The sequence below is a fragment of the Vibrio coralliilyticus ATCC BAA-450 genome (assembly GCF_000176135.1).
GTDB lineage: Bacteria > Pseudomonadota > Gammaproteobacteria > Enterobacterales > Vibrionaceae > Vibrio > Vibrio coralliilyticus.
In genome coordinates, this window is the sequence record NZ_ACZN01000018.1 from 955,168 (window position 1) to 976,702 (window position 21,535).

Sequence of the window (21,535 nt, forward strand, 5' to 3'; positions counted from 1 at the left end):
CGAAAAAAAGCCCCAACCTTTCGATTGGGGCTAAACCTTTTCCCGATAGTTAGGTTTCGTGCTAGCGAAAACCTATCTCAACACTAACGCTCCTACTTATGCGTTAGCTTTTGCTTTTTTTGATTTTGGCGCTGCTTTTGCGGCTACCTGGTCTGCTTTCTTTTTGATAACAGTCGTACCTTCGAAAGTATCACCTTCAACGAACGCTTTACCGTAGTAAGACGCTAGTAGAACTTCTTTCAGCTCAGTGATCAGAGGGTAACGAGGGTTAGCACCTGTACACTGGTCATCGAACGCTTCTACCGCTAGCTCATCAAGTTTAGCAACGAAGTCCGCTTCAGAAACGCCAGCAGCTTGGATAGACATTGGGATGTCTAGGTTACCTTTTAGCTCATCAAGCCATGCTAGTAGACGTTCAATCTTCTGAGCAGTACGGTCACCTTCTTGGCTAAGGCCTAGGTGGTCAGCTACTTCAGCATAACGACGACGTGCTTGTGGACGGTCGTACTGAGAGAATGCAGTCTGCTTAGTTGGGTTATCGTTCGCGTTGTAACGTACTACGTTAGAGATTAGTAGTGCGTTCGCCAGACCGTGTGGTAGGTGGAACTCAGCACCAATCTTGTGCGCCATAGAGTGACATACACCTAGGAATGCGTTCGCAAATGCGATACCTGCGATGGTCGCCGCATTGTGCACTTTCTCACGAGCAATTGGGTCAGCTGCACCATTTGCGTAGCTTGATGGTAGGTACTCTTTTAGCATCTTAAGTGCTTGTAGAGCCTGACCGTCAGAGTATTCATTTGCTAGGACTGATACATAAGCTTCTAGAGCGTGAGTTACTGCATCGTAACCGCCGAATGCTGTTAGAGACTTAGGCATGTTCATAACAAGGTTTGCATCTACGATAGCCATGTTTGGCGTAATTTCGTAGTCAGCTAGTGGGTACTTAGCACCAGTCTTGTCGTCAGTAACCACCGCGAATGGAGTAACTTCTGAACCCGTACCTGAAGTTGTAGTAATACAAACAAGCTCAGCTTTTTGACCCATTTTAGGGAACTTGTAGATACGTTTACGGATGTCCATAAAGCGCATTGCTAGTTCTTCGAAGTGCGTATCTGGGTGCTCGTACATTACCCACATGATTTTCGCTGCATCCATCGGAGAACCACCACCTAGCGCGATGATAGTGTCTGGCTGGAAGCTCTTCATCGCTTCAGCACCTTTCTCTACTACAGATAGAGTTGGATCCGCTTCTACGTCGAAGAACGTTTGAACTTCCATGCCTTGAGCTTTAAGCAGGCTAACTACGTCATCAGCGTAACCGTTGTTGAATAGGAAACGGTCAGTAACTAGGAATGCGCGTTTCTTACCTTCTAGATCGCTCAGTGCGATTGGAAGGCTACCACGACGGAAGTAGATAGACTTAGGTAGTTTGTGCCACAACATGTTTTCAGCTCGCTTCGCTACAGTTTTCTTGTTGATTAGGTGCTTAGGACCTACGTTCTCTGAGATTGAGTTACCACCCCATGAACCACAACCTAGAGTTAGAGAAGGTGCAACGTTGAAGTTGTACAGGTCACCGATACCACCGTGAGTTGTCGGGATGTTGATTAAGATACGAGCGGTCTTCATCTTGTCACCGAAGTAACGGATGCGGTCTGCATTAACATCTTGGTTAGTGTATAGGCCAGATGTGTGGCCGATACCGCCAATCTCAACCATAGTCACAGCCTGTGCCACGGCATCTTCAAAGTCATCTGCGCGGAATAGACCTAAAGTTGGAGACAGTTTCTCGTGAGCAAATGCGTCATCGTAAGACACTTTGCCTAGGCCTTCACCTACCAGCACTTTAGTGTCTGCTGGAACGCTAACACCTGCCATTTCAGCAATTGCTGGAGCTGGTTGACCAACGATTTTTGCGTTTAGTGCACCATCGATGAGCAGAACTTTGCGAACTTTCTCTGCTTCAGCTTTAGTCAAAACGTAAGCTTTGTGAGAAGCAAAACGTTCTTTTACTTCGTCGTATACAGAATCAACAACGATTGCAGCTTGCTCAGAAGCACATACAACACCGTTATCGAAAGTTTTAGACATTAGGATAGAAGCGACAGCACGTTTGATGTCAGCGGTTTCATCGATAACTACAGGAACGTTACCTGCACCTACACCGATTGCTGGCTTACCAGAAGAGTAAGCTGCTTTAACCATGCCTGGTCCACCAGTTGCAAGAATAAGAGCGATATCATCGTGCTTCATTAGAGCGTTAGAAAGCTCTACAGATGGCTGATCAATCCAGCCGATGATGTCTTTTGGAGCACCCGCTGCAACTGCTGCATCTAGGACAAGTTTTGCTGCGTCGTTAGTAGAGTTCTTCGCACGTGGGTGTGGCGAGAAGATGATACCGTTACGAGTCTTCAAAGAAATTAGAGATTTGAAGATTGCAGTAGAAGTTGGGTTAGTTGTTGGTACGATACCGCAGATGATACCTACAGGCTCAGCGATAGTCATAGTACCTAGGTTGTCATCCTCTTCTAGGATGCCACAAGTCTGTTCGTCTTTGTATTTATTGTAGATAAACTCAGAGGCAAAATGGTTCTTGATTACCTTATCTTCAACAATACCCATACCAGATTCTTCAACCGCTTGTTGAGCTAGCGGGATACGTGCTTGGTTAGCTGCAAGAGACGCTGCGCGGAAGATCTTGTCGACTTGCTCCTGAGAGTATGTCGCGAACTCTTCTTGCGCTTTTTTAACGCGTGCAATCATTGCATCTAGTTCAGCCATATTAGTTACAGGCATAGGGAATCTCCTAAAATTAACAAATATTAAAAACTTTTTAGTAAGTAAACTGTGTGCTCGTTGTTAGTTGATTCAACAGTGTTTCTTAGTAAATTGCTTTCAGAGCTGATTATATTATTTCAGGTTGTGAAAAAAATTGACCCAGATCAGTTCTGAAATATTATTTACCTACTAAGTGGTATCCCACATCAAAAATAAAATCTAACTAGTTGAATTTTAAAAAATAAAAAGAAATCCAAACACGAGATAAATTTACAGCTATTACGTATCTCAGATATCGAATCGCACACAAACTGTAAAAAAGTTTCATTTCTTGACCATCAACTTACATGTGGTCCACTAATGTTGTGCTACTAAGCTTATATCCAATCGTAAATGAGGCACTATAGTCCCTCCTTTTTTTTATCAAAAATGTGCAAATGTTAACGTTTGTGTAAATCGAAGGAAACTGCACACATATTGTACGTAACAAAGTATGTCATTAGTGTTTACGTTTCTGTCAGGAATTAGATTTTCTCAGTAATGAATTCAGATTAGCTTTAGATTTTTTCATTCGTGACTCAGCAAATTTTCGACTATATTCCGCCTATCACTCTGGTGATCCTGTTCTGGTCTTTACTTTGTGTAGGCACACGCAATGCAAACGTTCGAAATCGCAATTTTTTTACAGTTCTTTCTGGGCTTAGTCGCAGCCGTTAACCCTGTCGGAATTATGCCTGTGTTTGTTTCTCTAACAGGCCATATGACGCTGGAAGAAAAACATAAGACCGCAGCAACTGCGAATCTCGCCGTCGCCGTGATTCTAATCGTATCTCTACTGGCAGGTCAGATGCTGCTCGATATGTTCAGTATTTCGTTGGATTCATTCCGTGTCGCTGGTGGCTTACTTCTACTTAGTATCGCCTTCTCAATGATGAGCGGTAAGTTAGGTGAAGATAAGCAGAACAAACAGGAGAAGTCCGAGTATGTCAGCCGCGAGCAAATTGGCGTGGTTCCTCTGGCTATGCCACTGATGGCCGGTCCCGGTGCTATCAGTTCTACTATCGTTTATGGTGCACGTTACCCGACCATGCTGGATACTGTCGGCATCATTATTACCGTCAGCTTATTCTGCCTTTGCTCTTGGTTCCTGTTCCGTTCTGCGCCATTGATTGTACGTTTTCTTGGTCAGACAGGAATTAACGTTATCACAAGGATCATGGGCTTGATTCTCGGAGCACTTGGCATTGAATTTATCGCCAATGGCTTACGTAACTTATTCCCTGGATTAGCCTGACAAGAGTGTTGCAGGTATGATTAGCGCTATCGATTAAAAGGTAGTACCGTCATGCCACGCAAATCCCTGAAACACCATCTCTATATCATTATTTTTGGCACGCATACCAAGGCTGGGCGTGCCTTTGATATCGCATTAATTATTGCGATTCTTTCATCGTTACTGGTACTGGTTCTGGAATCAATTCCAGCGGTCGCATCCCAATGGCGAACAGAGCTGCGTTACTTGGAATACACATTCACCGCTCTCTTCACTATCGAGTACCTGCTGCGCCTTTATTGCTCTCCAAAACCCGTGGCTTACGCAAAAAGCTTCTACGGCGTCGTCGATCTGTTGGCTATTCTGCCAACATACCTAGCGTTTTTCTTTCCGTCTGCGTCATTCATGGGTGTCATCAGGTTGCTACGCGTAATGCGAATATTCCGCGTACTTAAGTTGGTGCGTTACCTGCAAGACTCCAATATTTTGTTGCGCTCATTGCTCATGGCGAGAAGAAAGATCTTCATCTTTTTCAGTACGGTCGCCATCCTTGTTACCATCTTTGGTGCGCTGATCTTTGTCATTGAAGGGCCGAAAAACGGCTTTACTAGCATCCCTAAAAGTATCTACTGGGCAATCGTCACCATCACAACTGTCGGATATGGTGACCTTGTTCCTCAAACCAATTTGGGCAAAGCCGTTGCATCCATCACTATGTTACTTGGTTACTCTATATTGGCCGTACCGACAGGGATCATCACCGCCGAGCTCAATCAAGAAATGCGCACCCACAAGTCTTTGGTCAAATGCCCAAACTGCTCTAAGTCAGGACATGAGTCAGATGCCATGCATTGCAAACATTGTGGAAGTGAGTTGGCCGACCCTGACCAAAGGATAGTTGTCGAAGAAGACTAGAAAATAGACAACAGGAAAAACGAAAGGGTTGACGTTATACGTCAACCCTTCCTTTATACAAAGCTTGCACCTCAAGAATGAGATGGTTCTTCGCTTTGAAAACTATGCTTTTTCAGCAAGGATGATGCGTAGTGTGCGACGCAGTGGCTCTGCCGCACCCCACAGTAGTTGGTCACCTACAGTAAAGGCATTAAGGAAGTCATCACCCATTGCCATCTTACGTAGTCGGCCGACTGGAATCGACAGCGTACCAGTCACTTTCGCTGGTGTTAGCTCTTCTGCAGTGATGTCGCGATCATTAGGAATCACTTTAACCCAATCATTATGGGTAGCGATCATCTCTTCGATCTCATCCATTGGTACATTTTGCTTAAGCTTGATGGTCAGCGCTTGAGAGTGACAACGCATTGCGCCGATACGCACACAAGTGCCATCAATTGGTACTGGCGCATCTTGGAAGCCGAGAATCTTGTTCGCTTCAACGCCCGCTTTCCATTCTTCTTTACTCTGACCATTATCACGCTTCACATCGATCCATGGAATCAAAGAGCCCGCCAGTGGCACACCAAACTTGTCCGTTGGGAATGAGCCGCTGCGCATGGTGTCAGCCACTTTTTTATCGATATCAAGAATGGAGCTTGATGGGTTTGCTAATTCTGAGCTTACTGAGTCGTTGATAACGCCCATTTGAGAAATCAGCTCACGCATATTCTGCGCACCCGCACCAGATGCGGCTTGGTAAGTCATCGCACTGGTCCATTCAACCAAGCCTTTTTCAAACAGACCGCCCAAGCCCATAAGCATCAAGCTCACTGTACAGTTACCACCAACAAACGTATTGGTGCCACCATGGATGCCTTGCTGAATCTGAGCCATGTTCACCGGATCAAGAGTGATGATTGAGTCTTGAGCCATGCGCAGCGTTGATGCCGCATCAATCCAGTACCCTTTCCATCCCGCCTGACGAAGTGCAGGGTAGACTTTCTCTGTATAGCTACCACCTTGACAGGTAACAACCGCATCAAGCTGTTTTAAACTTTCGATGTCAAATGCATCCTGTAGGAGACCTGCTTCTTTACCAAGATTTGGAGCAGGGGTACCTACCTGAGAAGTGCTGTAAAATACCGGCTCAATAAGGTCGAAATCTTTTTCTTCAACCATGCGCTGCATAAGCACTGAACCTACCATGCCACGCCAACCGACTAAACCTACTCTCATTCTCAACTCTCCGTGTACGATATTTTAAAAAGGAATTCCTCAATATTTCAATTTTCCCAACAAAATCTCAAGGAAAAATTCACTTATTTCTGTAACTTTTGCATCCTTTTTTTAAATATCTCCACCAAATGGCTTTTTGTCGCTTCTTTGCTCACCATCAACAAGTTACAACAAAACATGCGATTTAGTGTACATAAGAGAGATTTACGTGCCACATACCATTCACAAAATAACTCATTTCAAACCATTAAATTTAACCATTTTTAATATTTTTAACTGGCAACAAATACATCAATAGATTTAAATCACATCGGAGTTGTATTTGTTCGAAATATTATTCCGAGTAATGTAAAGTGCATCCAGTACCCAAACGAGTAAACACTCTCTATATGTTCCTTCCCCATACACATAGGAGCATATGGCATATAACACATATAAGAGGCTCTGCATGACGCAACTCACTCCCCGTTTACCAAGCCTGCTGCAAGTTATCGCTGCGCTTGGTTTGTTTTTGCTAATGGCTTTCTCTTTCACCGCCCAATTGGATTTGCCTATTCAGCTAGCACTCTATATAGGCTGGTTTGTCATCATGATTCTTGGTGTTCGTCTCGGTCACCAATATAAAGATTTAGAAAAAGCAGCGCTTAATGGCATTTCTAATGGTCTAGGTGCTGTTTTAATTCTTCTAGCGGTCGGCGCTTTGGTCGGCACTTGGATTTCAGGCGGTATTGTTCCAACCATCATCTACTACGGCCTGAAAGCGATTCATCCGTCTATCTTCCTTCTGGCGACCATGATCATCTGTTCCCTGACCGCACTTGCAACCGGAACATCGTGGGGTGCAGCTGGTACTGCTGGTATTGCCATGATGGGTATTGGCCAAGGTCTAGGCGTTCCCGCACCAATCACAGCAGGTGCTGTTCTGTCAGGTTGTTACTTTGGCGATAAAATGTCTCCGCTTTCGGATTCCGTAATTTTGGCCTCATCAATGTCTAACGTTGAAGTCGTTGAGCACATCAAAGGTATGCTGCCGATTGCTCTGATCAGTTACATCATCACTGGTATCATGTTTACTGCTTTTGGCTTCCACTACGCCGGTAATGTTGACATGACACAAGTGCAGTCAGTCATCGATGCCATGGAAAGTCAGTTCTACATCACGCCATACTCGTTCGTCCCTGTCATGATCGTACTTGGCCTGTTAGCGATGCGCATGCCGTCTTTCCCAGTGATCAGCTTTGGTTCACTACTGGGGATTATCTGGGCGGTGATGATTCAAGATGTTGACTTCCTTCAGGCATTTAATACTGCGTGGGCACCATTCCATATCGAGTCTGGCGTTGGGTTTATCGACTCAATTCTCAACCGTGGTGGTATGTCTTCTATGTTAGGTTCTGTCGCTGTGATCGTCTTTGGTCTGGGCTTTGGTGGTCTATTGGACAAAGTCGGCGTATTGGAAACCATCGCCAAACTGTTTGAGCGCCGTGTCCAGAGTTCAGGTTCACTGGCAACCAGCACTATTGGTACTGCTTTCCTAGGCAACGTGTTTGGCTCTGCGATGTATGTTTCCCTGATCCTCACTCCGAAGATCTGCGCGAAAAACTACGATCGCCTTGGCTACAAGCGTAAGAACCTGTCACGAAATGCCGAATTCGGCGGTACGCTAACATCTGGCATGGTTCCGTGGAGTGACAACGGTATCTATATGGCAAGCATCTTAGGTGTCGCCACACTTTCATACGCGCCATTTATGTGGCTAAGTTTTGTTTGTATTTTGGTAACGATTATTACCTCGTACATGGGTTGGTTTGTCGATAAGTGCGAACCCACAGCTCCAGCGAGTGCAGAAGATACACCAGAGTTAAGCAAACAAACCGCTTGATAGATAACCAAAAAGAAAAGCGCCAAAACGGCGCTTTTTTATTAACTCTATAACGAATAATCGTTCTTCTGTTCTGGTTGCTCTGAGAGGTACTCTATAAACTCAAATTGCAAGTTATGATCATCCATATAATAGGCGTTCTTGCGATGAGGGTGTTCATCTCCTCGATGATCGACAAAATAGCCTTGCTTAGCCAACCTTGCTTCCATCGCATCTAGATCGGTTACCACTATCCCAACGTGCTTAACCCCAGTGAATCGTGTTTGCCAATCCGGCGCCTCCCCTTTTCCTGTTGAAGAAAGTGCTATGTAAGAGTTTTCATCGCCGACGTGACACCACTGAATCGTCTCACCCTGACCATTAACGTATTCACCTCCACCACGGATTCTCCATTCTGGTAAAGCTGTCGTTAGCAATTTCACCGTTTTGTTTGGATCAACAACACCAATATTTGCGTGCTCAACATAGCCTTTCATAATTCAGTCCTTTTGAGTAATTAGATAGTTAATTTAAGAATCAGCGCGTTACCGCCTAATCTTGTCTTCACTGATTTAACTCTAATTCCTCAAGTTAACTTTAGGTAAAGCACTTTTTTAAATTTAATTTGATGAGATGCAGGCGGAGAAAATACTCGCTTGCACCAACAGTGAAAACGGGTAACCTGAATCTATCATCCTTTATTTTCTGAGCATTATGCATCTTGTCGATCGCTTGAAAATCTACCTATTCCATAAAGAAAGAATTCGGCGTTGGAATGGGACAAATCATAAGGTGCAAGGCTGGTCCAGCCATGAAGAACAACAAGTGCGCTTCGAGACTTTCGCCCGAAACATGAAGTTCAAAGGCAAACGTGTGTTGGATCTCGGCTGTGGGCTGGGAGAGTTGTATGACTACCTTTCAGAGAACCAACGCCCTGGGTTTTATCTCGGTTTCGACCAACATTGGTCTTTCCTTCACCAAGCTAGAAAGCGGATAGGGTCCTCACAATGCCGATTTAAATTCGCCGACATCAGCCGAGCAACCTTACCGGAGATGGACATCATCGTCGCCAGTGGATCACTGAATTACCAAACGAAAAACCCAGATTACCTGAACGAGATGATTATGCGTATGTTCTCTGCATGCAAAGAGGCAACTATCTTTAATCTTCTTAACATTGAGGCATTTCCTGACCAACAGGTATTGCAAGCCTATAACAAGCTTGAGGTATTGCAGTTTTGCCAAACAGTAACACCTAATGTCACTTTAATTGACGATTACTCTGACGCTGACTTTACTTTGGTACTTAGAAAATAAAACAGAGAGCCTTTGCTCTCTGCTGTATTTATATCTCGATTTCAACTAATTAGTTGAATCAACCATTAGCATCTTGTTCGTTAAGAAACGTTTGTGCTTCAAGAATCGCCTTATCCAAACGAGCTTTGAGCTCATCCAACAAACCTGACACAGAACCAATGTCATCTTTAATTGCCTGCTCAACCTTACCTGCTGATTCACGAAGTTTTAGTGCGCCTAAATTACCACCAACCCCCTTTAGACTATGGGCTTTACGCAACGCTTCTTCAGGGGAGTCATTGAGCAACTGAGTGATTCGTTCAGCGTCTCCAGTATGGTCATCGACAAATACCTGTAGCAACATACACACCGATTCGTAGTCATTTCCCAATGAATCAAGCATGCCGTCTAAATCAATCTCTGGACCATCGTCCAACGCAGCAGCTGCAGTAACCATGGGTGCTGATTCTTTAGCTGTTTCAACTATAGATTGAACCTCTTTCTGAGAGTTATCTGCAACTTTTTCTGAACGCTCAACCATACGTTGGACTCCTGTAAATCGATAAGTAATGAGCATCATCGCTATCAAACAAATTCCGCTAAAAATGACACCGCCAATGACGAGATTACGCTGCTGTGACTGATATTGCGATTCGACTACATTGATCTGGGTGTGAATGGAATGTGTCATCATTTTCTCGATGACATAACTTCCTTGCGCATAGCTACCCAATACAGCTGAAGTTTGTGACAGCAATTGTTGAAGATCTTGCTTTTGCAGCGCTGGAAGAGATTCAGATGCTACGTAAAGCTGATCAAGCTCGCGGAAAACCTGAGGATTGGATCTGTTGGAGCTGAACAAAGCCTCTAAAACATTCGCACTCAAATGGTAAGAGTGTGACATCAGCTCATTGTTGTCTTGGTATTTTGCGCGAATAAACCGAACTTGGTCCACCAACGAAATTAAAGCAAGTTCATTATCAAGGAAGACTTTGGTCTGCTCTATAAATCGATCGGTGGTATAAAGCAGTTGGTTAATGTCTGGTGTCAGCCAGCTCTGCTCATAAGTCGCTTCAATTTGGAGGCGAAGAGCGTAGATAAGCTGTAAGTTGAGAGACTGGCCATCGGTCAATTCCGCTCTGTAGGCAGGCTCTTGAAACAAGGAATACTTGAGTTCATCTATGCTATTACTCAATTCTCCGACTTGGCTCATTGTCATTACGTTTGAGCGATAGCTTAGAGACAGCACTGTTGTCCCTATCACCCAGACAACAATAATCAGCCAACTCAGCTTGAGCGCTTTGCGTTCCATGTCATGCTCGTCTTTAAATAAATTCCATAATTACAAGCATATACGCAAAGTTTGAGAAAGGTAGGACTAAGTGCATATTTCTTCGACTTAGTCCTGATTTAGTGAGGAATTAGCGGTTGCGTGTCAGCTGATCACGCAGGTTTGGTGGCGTACCTTTGATCGTCAGTGTATCGGTTTCTGGATCATAGAAAATACGCTCGCCAAGCAGCAAGCTGTCAAAGTTAATCGTTAGGCCACCGCCTGCACCAACATATTTAGTCAGTTTACGTACTGCCGTTCTGTCGCCTGGGAAACTTTCTTCAAGTTCATAACCTTGTTCCTGCGTGTAATCAAGGAAGCTGGTACCATCCTGAGAGGGAGGTAACTCACCCGACAGCTCACGAACCTGAACTTCGTCACCACTTTTAATCTGTTCGTTACAGTAGTCCGCTACCTGCTTTTTGTAGCTGATGGCTTCATCTTTCTCTAACTTAGAGTCTGTACAAAAATCTTCAACCGCCTGCATCAGAACTTGGTTTTGTTGCTTAGTATCGAGCCCTACTTCCGCCTGCAAGAAATCAAGGAAAAAGTCTGCGACTTTACGCCCAACTCGACCTTTAATATAGGCAAGGTAGCGGTTTGACTCTTTGTCAGTCTCATAACTGGTCAGGTCAATACGCGCTGCGATATCCATTTTGCTCAGATCTAGATAATCAGTCGCACTAATTTCGAGACCTTCTGTCACTTTTAGGCTTTCATTTGAAGGAATGATGGCAACAAAAAGGTAATCTGTCGCCAGAGACTGATATTCAGCAATGACCAGAATACCCTCATCAGCAAACGGGTACTTACTTAACTCATCTTTCAGACGGTTTGCACTTTCTTGTGAGAAATCATAGAAGCTTCTCTCACCTTTACGAAGTTCATGCAACCAGTTCTGGAATTCGCTGTCAGATTTGAATGAGCCGAACCCTTTGCCAGCTTTTGAATTAAAGACACGATGAAGCTCAGCCACTAGGTTTTCAGTCGATGCGTCATTAGCCAGAGAGTCAGCTCGGAAGTTAACAACAAGTTCGTCTGAATCGTTTTTTCGTAGCTGGTGTAAGATAACGTTTGAAAGATGAAGACTCATGATGAATTTTTATCGTCGTGTAGGTTTCAGTTGCGACGCATTGTAGGTTATCATAAGCCGCTTTACTATCACCATTAGAGTCTTTATGCCGATTACATCTAAATACAGCGACGACAAAGTTGAAGCTATTCTATCAGAAGTGGCTGCAGTGTTAGACAAACACGGTGCGGGTCCGGAATTATCTTTGATGATTGCGGGAAATATCGCTACCAATGTCTTAAATCAAAACGTTAATGCTTCACAACGTAAAGCACTTGCTGAAAAATTTGCTCAGGCGCTGTTGTCTTCTATTGAAGAAAACACTCACTAGAAAAATAAACGGACAATAGAACAGTACATGGTAGATAACGGAAATACATACGGCGAGCGCGTATCGCGTTTAGTGGGTTGGGGGCATTGGTTTGCCTTTTTCAACATCATAGCGGCCATGTTAATTGGTACCCGTTACATCACTCAGTCTCCCTGGCCCGAAACCCTTTTAGGACAATTCTATCTGGCAGTATCTTGGGTGGGGCATTTCGGTTTCCTCGTTTTTGCACTCTACCTACTGGTTCTGTTTCCGCTAACCTTCTTGATACCGTCACGCAAGCTATTTCGCTTAGTGGCGGTTTGCTTTGCCACCGTCGGATTGACGGTGCTTCTGATTGACACTCAAGCCTATCAAAAAATTAACCTCCACCTCACGCCTGTCGTCTGGGAAGTGTTGTTTAGTGAGGAAGGCAGTTCGATCAGCATAGATCTACAGCACTTGTTTGTTGTACTTCCACTGATATTCCTATTACAACTGGCGCTATCAGAGTGGGTGTGGCGTAAGCAACGTCGTCTGTCTCACAAACATGTCGGTCGTCCAATTGCCGCATTATTCTTTGTCAGCTTTATTACCAGCCATTTGATTTACGTTTGGGCTGATGCCTATTTCTACAATCCAATTACGGCGCAAAAAGCCAACTTCCCTCTTTCGTACCCAATGACGGCGAAGTCCTTTATGGAGCGTCATGGTTTATTGGATAGAGAAGAATACCTTCAACGTCTCAAAGAGAGTGAAGCGAACACAGATTTGGTTCGCTATCCTCTTGAAAAGCTTGAATTCAACCGTCGAGCGAACCCGCTCAATGTACTGGTTGTCAGTGTTAATAACCTACGTGGTGATGTCCTGACGCCGCAGTTGATGCCAAATGCCGCTGAGTTTGCCTCGAACAACCTCAACTTTGCGAATCACTATAGCTCCAGCAACGATACTTTCGGCGTGTTTGGTTTGTTCTATGGCCTGCCAAGTAGCTATGTCAGCAGCATCAAAACTCAAGGTTCTCGCCCAATCTTGCTTGATACACTGCTCGATAAAGAGTACAGCTTCGGCTTGTTCAGTGGCGATAACTTCGATGATACGCTTTATGGTGAAACCGTCTTCCGTGGTCTGAACTTTACTGGCATTGCCTTTAATGACAGCACATCACCTGATACTCAAGCCATTAATGCTTGGGCAACGTGGGTGTCTCAGCAGAAGAAGCAACCTTGGTTTAGCTTTATTGAACTCACAACGGTCGATAACTTTAGCGCCTATAACGAAACAGGCAACAACACGTCTACGTTAGAGACCTTGAAACAGGGCTATCACACGTCTGTGAACAACGCCGATGAAGAACTGGGCGTGCTGTTCGAGAAGATAAAAGAACTGGATATTGGTGACTCAACAGTTATTGTCATCACATCAAATCATGGTACTGAGTTTAACGAAACTAAGACCAATAGCTGGGGTTCAAACAGTAACTACAGCCGTTATCAACTTGAAGTGCCAATGATTATTCACTGGCCAGGCAAAGTCGCCGGAAAATACGATCACCGCACTAGCCACCTTGATTTATCTGTGACTCTTCTGCAGGATCTACTGGGTGTATCTTCTAACCCATCAGATTTCAGCAGCGGTCAAAACCTGTTTGATGAACGCTCTAGAAAATGGATTCTTGCAGGCGACACAAGAGAGTTGGCATTGATCACAAACAAAGACACAACGGTGATCGATAAGTTTGGTAACTACAAATTGTATGACAGTAATTACCAACGCCTGAAAGACGAAAATCCGACATTGCCAGTTTTAATGCAAGGTCTGACAGAGCTACAGCGTTTTTACGTAAAAAGTAACTAAATCATAACCTTAGTAATTGACCTCGTCGTAAATTATGGGTAGATTATTGGCATCGGACTGTAGCGCAGCTTGGTAGCGCACCGTCATGGGGTGTCGGGGGTCGCTGGTTCAAATCCAGTCAGTCCGACCATTACACCTAGAAAAAGAGAGCTTCGGCTCTCTTTTTTGTTTTTGGCTGATTGTATCCCTTGTCGTTCTACTCCTCGTCAGATCAACTCACCATAGCTAACAATAAAAAACCGCCTCAACGGCGGCTTTAGAATCATCGAACTGAACATCAACAGTATTAGCTCAGCTTGAACTGAGCGACTATCTGAGAAAGCTGTTGGTTGTTTTTGGACAAGTCTGATGTACTCTCCATCGTTTGTGAACCATTACTGGTGAGCTCATCGACCATGCTTTGAATGGTCGTCATATTACGGCTGACTTCTTCTGTCACCGCATTTTGCTGACTTGCTGCTGTCGCGATTTCAAGTCCAAGATCATTAATACGCACGATAGAGTTAACCATACGATCCAGGCTCTCATTCACATTCTCCGTCGTCTCAGCCGTTTCCTGACAACGCTGTTTAGTGTCATCCATCGCTTTAACAACCGTTCTGGTGCCCTCGTTAAGGTTATCCAGCATATTGTTGATCTCAGAGGTGCTTTGTTGAGTTCGGGCAGCCAAAGCGCGAACCTCGTCCGCCACCACTGCGAAGCCACGCCCTTGCTCACCTGCTCGCGCCGCCTCAATCGCCGCGTTCAGTGCCAACAGATTGGTTTGATCAGCTATCTCACCGATCACCATCAACACAGAGCCTATCTTCTGCGAGTCTTCGTTCATAGCCTGAATACTTTTCGCCATCGACTCAACTTCTTCGATCAGGTCAGCAACACTGCGAACGGCACTGGCAACGACCAGTTTCGACTGCTCGGCTTCATCATTGGTTACACGAGTAAACTCCGCGGTTTGAGATGCACTTTGTGCAACGCTTTCGGCTGTTGAACTCATTTCATTCATCGCCGTTACCACTTGTGTGGTTTCCATCGCATGAGATGTCAGCACTTGAGCATTGCTGTCGGTCTGCGATTTTAATAGATCAATGTTGCCTGAAATTTGATTGGACGATTTCGACACTTCCAGCATCATTGATTGCAGGTTACCAATGAAGGTATTCACTGCCTGAGCTATCTGGCCTAAGTCATCGTCAGTTTTGACTTCAAGACGACGTGTTAAGTCGCCATTGCCCTGAGACAGATCGAGGACAGTACTCTTTAACGCTAGAATTGGACGATAGGCATAATTGAGAATGACGAACAAGATGATAAAAGCGACAACGAGTAACACCAGTGCTGTATAGAGTGAATTTTTCAGTGCTTCGTCAACTTCGGCATAAGCAACGGATTTATTCACCCCGACCAACAAATGCCAGCTGTTGTTCTCATCCAATTGAATTGTCTGGAAGAAAGCGACCTTCTCGATACCTCCTAAACTATAATCCTTCATCCCTGTCGGCTGAGACAGCAAAGCGTCGGTCAAAGGATTTAATTCCGCAAAGTCATACAGTTTTGTTTCACCGGGAACATCTACTTCGCCGTTAGACGCAATTGTTAGGCTGTTGTGGTCATATAGACCCATCATCGCACCTGGGAAAGGGGCTTTTCTGACTAGCTCATCCAATAAACTCAATTCGATATCGGCCAGCAAGACCCCTTTTAGCTGACCTTGTGCGTAAAAAGGTTCTGCAACACTCACCATCAGACTCTTGGTCAAAGCATCACTGTAGATTTCCGTGACAATCGTACCGCGCTTCTGCTTTGCAAGTTGGTACCAATCACGTGTACGCGGGTCATACTTGGCTAAATCTCGCTTACCACTGTTATTGCCATAAGAACGGCCATCTTCGTAGCCAACCAGAATATCCGATGCAGGAGAGGTGTTTGCGATCTGTCTGATCATCAATAAGATTTGGTCATCGTCGTAGTCTGGAACAAAATCAGGCGCATTCGCCACCAGCCCGGACTTTATCGAATCAATCCAAGTTAAGATCGTATCGCTGGTTGTGCTGATTTTTAGCATCGAGTATTCATTCACTCGCTCGTGAATCGACGAAGAAATTTGCCTGTAAGAAAGGAAGCTAGAAACCGTAAGTGATGCTGTCAGTAAGAGAATGACAACAGCAACGATCCTGCCCTTAAAACTGTTTAAAACACTCATATCCTTTACCACTGTTTCATAAGTGAGACAAATGTATCATCGCAATTGCATAATGCTCCTTGTTTTCATCTAAATTTTTACGCCGATCACACTATTAACAAAGTTAACAACATCTTTCTAAGTCATTGTAAGTATTGATAGTTAATAGAAGATTAATCGTATTCGAGCCCGAAAAAATACCGTTTATCGTTCCTCGATGTTTCATGACAACTGAAGCCAGCTAAATAAGGCTTCAGCGCTTTTAGTCACCAATATCAAACAGCCTGTTCGACAAACGATCTCAACGATACATAGAACCTTTAGCTATTGAATATGCAGCAATTAGCTTTGCGTAAGTTGCCGTTGATCACTACTATCAATTTGAACGATCGTTCAACAGGGTATATGATTCACCAGAACAATAATTAATCCAAACAGAGGTTGCAGATGTATCTAGCTCAGTTTTTTAAAACCGCAGGCGAACCCGCGATACTAAAACGCTCGCTAAAGGTTTCTCTTATAGTTGGCACTATTCTTATGTTCATTAATCACGGCGACAAATTGCTCTCCAACAACATCGACGCAACACTGGTTATCAAGATATTAATGACTTACTGCGTACCTTTTTGTGTATCTACCCAAGCAAGCGTTTCTGCAACTCTACAATCACGAAACAAGGCCGCCTAATCATGAAATTTTCCTTTAAAAAACAGTCTCCAGATATTGTTGAGGTCAAAACCAGTCACCTCGAAGAATTAGAGCAAATCTCTGATAAGTACTCGCTATTCAAACAGAATGATCCCACCAACTATGCAAAGAAAATTCACGTCAATGCGGCCAATGTCCATAAAGCGTCCCGAAGTCGCGCTGAATCTATCGAGCAAAGCTACGAACTGGTCAATCACTTTATCGAGCAATCGGAAAGCATTAATAAACTGTCTTGTGAGAGTCACCAATATTCCAGCAAAACGGCTGAAACTGCAGCCAATACCATCGATAAGCTGGAGCTTTTGGAAGAACAGGTGCTGGTTTCTAAGGAAAAGATCTGTCAGTTCAGTGACCTTCTTGAATCATTAGATGAGATAAACAAGAACGTCACCCAATTGGTGGATTCCATCAAAGGCATTGCGGCACAGACAAACTTGTTAGCGCTTAATGCCGCGATTGAAGCGGCTCGAGCTGGAGAGCACGGTCGCGGTTTTGCGGTAGTCGCAGACGAAGTCCGTCAGTTAGCGAACACAGCGAACCAGTCAGCAGAGAGTATCGATACTGAAATGGCGTCGATTTCAAAAATATCAGACAGCATTTTCAATAAGCAAAAAGAAGTCGAGGACGTCATTATTCTCAGTTCAGAAGTCACTAAAGACACCATGCTAAAAATGCAGAACCTGATGGACATGTCGATTGAAAGTAAAACCTCCTCCAAAACCATCATGGATGCCATTGAAGCGCAGCTGTCAGACTCAAATACGGTTAAGCAAAACATGGAAGCCTTAGTTGAAGACACCAAGCTGTCAATCAGCCTTTCAGGTAATAACCATGAACTCGCGGAACAAATCGTCAACTCTTTATCTTATCTGGAGCTAGGTGGTCACGCAGGTCGAAAGGAAAGCGCTTAACACCGTTAGCGTGTGAGCAAATAAGGAGAGGAGCCACATGGATAAAATTGAAACGAGTGTTTCTATCTCACTGAATGATATCTTAAGTGAGCGTTCACTATCTTCATATGTTCAATCTATTAGAGATCTTAAGAGCCAAACTACCTATGGGCATGAAGTTTTGGTTCGTGGTCCTTCAGATTCCTTGTGGCATCGCCCCGATCAATTGTTTGCTGCAGCTCAATCACAGCAACTCAGCAGGCAATTGGAAATTGTCATCCTCGACGTTCATCTTGAAAACATTGTCGCCCACGCTCCCATAGGGTGTTACACCGTTAACCTCACTCCTAACCTATTGTTAGATGAGACCGTATTCCAGATACTTAGCCGCTATCCGCTCGCCGAAAAAATTAAGATCGAGCTTACCGAACACTTACCGATAAGGGACTGGCAGCCAATAAAACAACGAATGGCTCAATTGAGGAAACGGGGCTACCAGTTTTGGCTTGATGACGTTGGCTGTGGATTCTTTGATTTGGCGCTGATCGATGAAGTTAAACCAGAGGTGGTTAAACTGTGCATAAAAATCGTCAGCAGGCTTACGTTTGATTCTACTCTGGTCGATGAAATTAAAACCGTCGTCACAGCCGTTCATGACTACGGCGGCGCGGTTTTGGCTGAAGGGATTGAAGAGCCAGCCCAACTCGATATGGCGCAGCAACTGAATATCGACCTCGCACAAGGCTATCTTTTTGATAAGCCACGGCCACTCATCTGAAGAACCAAACTCCAACCATCAACTAAAGATGTATCGTTGGTTTTTTTGTTCTTATTGTTCTATTTATTGAGACTATAAATCAGTTTCTGCTGTATTTATCCAAAAATGCTGACAAGTATACTTTGCTTCAAGTCGAACAAATCCACCTAACTTGAAGAGGTATACCAGATGTTAAAACCACTCAACACAATCACTCGCGCTTGTTCTGCCCTTTCGCTTCTTGCAGTTACTATGGGGGCAAACGCTGCAACCACGGAACACACTCATACAAGAGCAAGCGTTATTGAGATTACCGCTCAACAGGGACAAAACACCGCCCTTGCTGACTTCCTTTCGGTTGGTGCACAGCTCGTTCAGGACAACGAACCTGACACACTGTTCTGGTCTGCACTTCAAACCGAAGATAAAAACACCTTTGTGATCTTCGACGCTTTTGGCTCTCAAGCTGCTCAGGATGCGCATTTTGCTGGAAAAATCCCGAAAGCACTGAGTGAAAGTGCTGCAACACTAGTTAAAGGTGGATGGAACGACGGCGTGCTACCTAACATCCACAATGCTGACATTATTGCTTCAAAAGTCGGCAAAAATACGCAGGAAAGTATCAAGATTGCCACTTTTATCCCCTTGAAGGCAAAGCCAGGTCAAGAACAAAAGCTCGCGGAATTACTCAAGCAAGGCGCTCACATCGTAACAACGCAAGAGCCCGGCACAGTCCATTGGTTTGCCATTCATTTTGGCGATGATCGCTTCGGCATCGTAGATTTCTTCGCGGATCAAGCCGGAGTTGATGCGCACTTTAATGGCGGCGTTGCTGCTGCAATGAAACAACATGCCTCAACTCTAGTTGAAGGTGGTTGGGAGCAAGGCGTACTCGCTGGTATCCAAACTTACCAAGTCATTGAGTTGCTCCAGCACTGATCAGCGAGAATATGCCTTCAACAAGCCTGCTGACTGAGCAGGCTTGGTATCACTCTCCAGTCAGCAAGCTTTTCGTAAAACCAGCGTAAACGTCATCCCGCTTGTGGCATTGTTTATCCCAGTCAACCTTCCCTGCATGTCACGGACATTGTTCGCTGCAATCGCTAATCCAAGCCCCAGTCCCTCACCGATTTTTTTGCTGGTGTAGAAAGGCTCAAACATGCGCTCTAGGTTATCTTGTTCCACACCACAGCCGTTATCGATGATTCTGATTTCTACTTCATTCGATGAGCATCTCACCTCAATGTCTAGTCGAGGAAAGTCAGTATTCACCATTGCATCCAGAGCATTGCCAACCAAGTTTCCGAGTACGTGGCGCAACCTAGCCTCTTCGCCAAGCACAATCAGCTTTGCGCTCTCAGTGCGAAGCTCGAAATCCACTTTGTCCAAACGCTCTTGATGAACTTGTAGTACTTCATCCAACGCTTCTTTGAGTGACACAGGCTGTGGAGAATCGAGTCGCTGAAACGCAAACGACTTAAGCTGACGCGTCATCGACGCCATACGTTCAAATAACGTCATTGCCAATGACATATTGTCTTTCAGTAACTCTGTGTCACCTCTTTCAAGCAACAATTGGTTACTCGAAAATAGCGTTCTGAGCCCTGTCAGTGGTTGATTAAGTTCATGCACAATGGCACTGGACATTCTTCCCAGCGCGACCATTTTGCTCGACTCAATCAACTCTTGCTGAGCATTGTCGAGTGCCTTCGTCCGCTCTTCGACTCGCACCTGCAACATCTGGTTTGACTGTTTCAAGGCCATTTCAGCACGTTTTCGTTTGCTGATATCAATCACAGTACACAGGTAATAGCCTCTTTCATGCCAAGGTAAGGCACTGAGTGAGAGCATCACGGGAAAGCAGCTACCGTCGCTGCGCTGGCCTAAAATTTCTACTTCCGTCATTTCAGCCAGATAGGTGTGCTTATCGAAGTTTCTCAGTAGTTCTAACGTGGGTGAATCCGAGTGGCCGCTGTCAAACAACTGCCATACCTTAATTTGACGAGTCATGGAATCTGACAAACTAAAATACTTCTTCGCCATCGGATTAATGTCTCGGATATGACCACTTTCATCAATCAATATCAACCCGACATGGGTTTTACTGAGCATCACATTCAGCCTTTTTTCAGAAGCCTCCACCAGCTTTTGTATACGCTGTTGGCTACGCAGTTTCTGATGTCGTTGATATCTGATCACCATCAGTAGCATGATGATCAAACACCCAACCACAGCACTCGCGCTAATCCAGCGTGTAGTGCGTAACATCGACTGCAAGGGAGTTAGGTACACCAGCCTCCAATTGAGATCATCTAAGGTAACCGACTGAACTAAATATCTTTTTTTCTTTAGCTGCCAGGTTTCAATGCGCGTTCCATCATACAGAGTTCGGTACTCCATCATTTCCCCACTATCGAAGTGCTGATTAAACCAAGTGGATGAAAAGAAAGGGTTACTGGAGAGAAAAAACTGGCTGTCAGGATGGTGCGCCAAAATCGCCTCTCCCTGAGAAAACCATTGATCGATTAGAAGAGTCAGATCTATCTGAACCACGACAATACCAATGATAGTCACGCCATCGTACAGAGGGGCGGCAATAAAATAATCCGAGCTGTTTGGGCTAGTGGCCACATGAGAAATCACGCCACGATGTTGCTGAATTTTAGCCGCGATTTCCTTGGCGCTGTCACCAGCGAGCTGACTAGATTGAACACTAGAAATTTTAAGCGTGCCTTTGTCGGTAAGTACATACCAACCTTTGGTGTTAGCCGCCTTGTCCAGTTGGATCAGTTGCTGCTGAATCTTTCGATAAAGCTGTTGCTCACCGCTTAAAAAACGCACACTCTCTTCATCTTTAGTGACTAAGAAAGGCAAGTAGTCAAAACGACGTAATGTGCGGCGAACTTCTTCGATATAACCGAGAAAACGTTCTTCTGCGTAACGTTGTTTGCTTTCCAGTTTCCACTGCTTAACCACTTCCTCACTCACGACCTGAATCAAGCCTATCAGCAAAAGGGCAACGGCAAACAAGCCATATCGTTGTGGAGCCACCATAGCAATTTCATCCTTTATCACTTATTGAGGCCACACA

At 44.7% G+C, this 21,535-nt stretch carries 17 protein-coding genes and 1 tRNA gene; 11 read left to right on the plus strand and 7 right to left on the minus strand.

Annotated features, from left to right (window positions below; genetic code table 11):
* Positions 1-96: 96 nt before the first annotated feature.
* Positions 97-2,799 (minus strand): bifunctional acetaldehyde-CoA/alcohol dehydrogenase, encoded by a 2,703-nt coding sequence (gene adhE / locus VIC_RS23765; RefSeq protein WP_006962952.1) that lies wholly within the window; start codon positions 2,797-2,799, stop codon positions 97-99.
* Between the two features lie 637 nt (positions 2,800-3,436).
* On the opposite strand from adhE, the gene VIC_RS23770 reads away from it, so the two are divergent.
* Both VIC_RS23770 and VIC_RS23775 read left to right on the plus strand, forming a co-directional pair.
* Complete coding sequence (locus VIC_RS23770; RefSeq protein ID WP_006962953.1) at positions 3,437-4,075, plus strand: YchE family NAAT transporter; 639 nt, start codon at positions 3,437-3,439, stop codon at positions 4,073-4,075.
* A gap of 51 nt (positions 4,076-4,126) precedes the next feature.
* Complete coding sequence (locus VIC_RS23775) at positions 4,127-4,969, plus strand: ion transporter (protein WP_006962954.1); 843 nt, start codon at positions 4,127-4,129, stop codon at positions 4,967-4,969.
* A gap of 102 nt (positions 4,970-5,071) precedes the next feature.
* Here the strand turns inward: VIC_RS23775 and asd are convergent, their stop codons facing one another.
* Positions 5,072-6,187, minus strand: coding sequence for an aspartate-semialdehyde dehydrogenase (gene asd, locus VIC_RS23780; RefSeq protein WP_039952568.1), 1,116 nt, complete (start codon positions 6,185-6,187; stop codon positions 5,072-5,074).
* A gap of 448 nt (positions 6,188-6,635) precedes the next feature.
* On the opposite strand from asd, the gene nhaC reads away from it, so the two are divergent.
* Positions 6,636-8,069 (plus strand): Na+/H+ antiporter NhaC, encoded by a 1,434-nt coding sequence (gene nhaC / locus VIC_RS23785; protein WP_006962956.1) that lies wholly within the window; start codon positions 6,636-6,638, stop codon positions 8,067-8,069.
* 47 nt (positions 8,070-8,116) lie between these two features.
* Here the strand turns inward: nhaC and VIC_RS23790 are convergent, their stop codons facing one another.
* A complete protein-coding gene (locus VIC_RS23790; protein WP_006962957.1) occupies positions 8,117-8,545 on the minus strand; it encodes a VOC family protein in 429 nt (142 codons plus the stop codon).
* Positions 8,546-8,762: 217 nt separating this feature from the next.
* Here VIC_RS23790 and VIC_RS23795 point away from each other — a divergent pair, with 217 nt between their 5' ends.
* A complete protein-coding gene (locus VIC_RS23795) occupies positions 8,763-9,365 on the plus strand; it encodes a class I SAM-dependent methyltransferase (protein WP_039952569.1) in 603 nt (200 codons plus the stop codon).
* Between the two features lie 58 nt (positions 9,366-9,423).
* Here VIC_RS23795 and VIC_RS23800 read toward each other — a convergent pair whose 3' ends face one another.
* Together VIC_RS23800 and yejK are read right to left on the minus strand one after the other, a co-directional pair.
* On the minus strand, positions 9,424-10,656 hold the full coding sequence (locus VIC_RS23800) for an Hpt domain-containing protein (protein ID WP_006962960.1): 1,233 nt from the start codon (positions 10,654-10,656) through the stop codon (positions 9,424-9,426).
* Between the two features lie 109 nt (positions 10,657-10,765).
* Positions 10,766-11,767, minus strand: coding sequence for a nucleoid-associated protein YejK (yejK, locus tag VIC_RS23805; RefSeq protein ID WP_006962961.1), 1,002 nt, complete (start codon positions 11,765-11,767; stop codon positions 10,766-10,768).
* 85 nt (positions 11,768-11,852) lie between these two features.
* On the opposite strand from yejK, the gene VIC_RS23810 reads away from it, so the two are divergent.
* The 3 genes from VIC_RS23810 (at position 11,853) to VIC_RS23820 (ending at position 14,040) form a co-directional block, all read left to right on the plus strand.
* On the plus strand, positions 11,853-12,077 hold the full coding sequence (locus tag VIC_RS23810) for a YejL family protein (protein WP_006962962.1): 225 nt from the start codon (positions 11,853-11,855) through the stop codon (positions 12,075-12,077).
* Positions 12,078-12,104: 27 nt separating this feature from the next.
* Positions 12,105-13,910 (plus strand): DUF3413 domain-containing protein, encoded by a 1,806-nt coding sequence (locus VIC_RS23815; protein WP_006962963.1) that lies wholly within the window; start codon positions 12,105-12,107, stop codon positions 13,908-13,910.
* A gap of 53 nt (positions 13,911-13,963) precedes the next feature.
* Positions 13,964-14,040, plus strand: a tRNA-Pro gene (locus tag VIC_RS23820).
* Between the two features lie 156 nt (positions 14,041-14,196).
* On the opposite strand, the gene VIC_RS23825 is transcribed toward VIC_RS23820, so the two are convergent.
* Entirely contained in the window at positions 14,197-16,110 is a 1,914-nt protein-coding gene (locus tag VIC_RS23825) for a methyl-accepting chemotaxis protein (protein WP_039952572.1), read from the minus strand.
* Positions 16,111-16,536: 426 nt separating this feature from the next.
* Here VIC_RS23825 and nrtS point away from each other — a divergent pair, with 426 nt between their 5' ends.
* From nrtS to VIC_RS23845, 4 genes are all read left to right on the plus strand, one after another.
* Positions 16,537-16,776, plus strand: a complete 240-nt coding sequence (gene nrtS / locus VIC_RS26935) for a nitrate/nitrite transporter NrtS (protein WP_050778651.1) — start codon at positions 16,537-16,539, stop codon at positions 16,774-16,776.
* Between the two features lie 2 nt (positions 16,777-16,778).
* Positions 16,779-17,708, plus strand: a complete 930-nt coding sequence (locus tag VIC_RS23835) for a methyl-accepting chemotaxis protein (protein WP_006962965.1) — start codon at positions 16,779-16,781, stop codon at positions 17,706-17,708.
* Positions 17,709-17,745: 37 nt separating this feature from the next.
* Complete coding sequence (locus VIC_RS23840; protein ID WP_006962966.1) at positions 17,746-18,465, plus strand: EAL domain-containing protein; 720 nt, start codon at positions 17,746-17,748, stop codon at positions 18,463-18,465.
* 168 nt (positions 18,466-18,633) lie between these two features.
* Complete coding sequence (locus tag VIC_RS23845; protein WP_006962967.1) at positions 18,634-19,383, plus strand: putative quinol monooxygenase; 750 nt, start codon at positions 18,634-18,636, stop codon at positions 19,381-19,383.
* A 60-nt stretch (positions 19,384-19,443) separates the two neighbouring features.
* On the opposite strand, the gene VIC_RS23850 is transcribed toward VIC_RS23845, so the two are convergent.
* The gene (locus tag VIC_RS23850) at positions 19,444-21,498 is read right to left on the minus strand and encodes an ATP-binding protein (RefSeq protein WP_006962968.1); all 2,055 of its coding nucleotides are present in this window, start codon (positions 21,496-21,498) and stop codon (positions 19,444-19,446) included.
* Positions 21,499-21,535 lie beyond the last annotated feature (37 nt).